The 251-nt window shown below is 68.1% G+C and carries 1 protein-coding gene; it reads right to left on the bottom strand.

The window, feature by feature from the left end:
- Window positions 1–251 (bottom strand): M23 family metallopeptidase (locus tag CJ226_RS18370; protein ID WP_146008196.1); only part of this gene is annotated, 251 nt, incomplete at both ends.

Genomic DNA, 251 nt, shown 5'->3' with positions numbered 1-251 from the left:
TTGGTGTAGCCGCCGTTGATGTAGACCTCGAAGTGCAGGTGGCAGCCGAACGAGCGTCCGGTGTCGCCGGCGTAGGCGATGACCTGACCGGACTGCACCCACTGGCCGCTGCGCACGACGATGCCGCCGGGCTTGATGTGGGCGTACCCGGTGCTGACGCCGCCGCCGTGCTGGATGCGCACGTAGTTGCCGTAGTTGCCGTTCGCGCCCGCGTAGTCCACCGTGCCGGAGTTCGCGGCATAGATCGGGGC

Origin of the sequence: Microbacterium sp. UMB0228 (genome assembly GCF_002871415.1) — a bacterium.
Lineage (GTDB): Bacteria > Actinomycetota > Actinomycetes > Actinomycetales > Microbacteriaceae > Microbacterium.
Note: the sequence above shows the minus strand (reverse complement) of the source record. Positions and strands in the feature narration are given on the sequence as shown.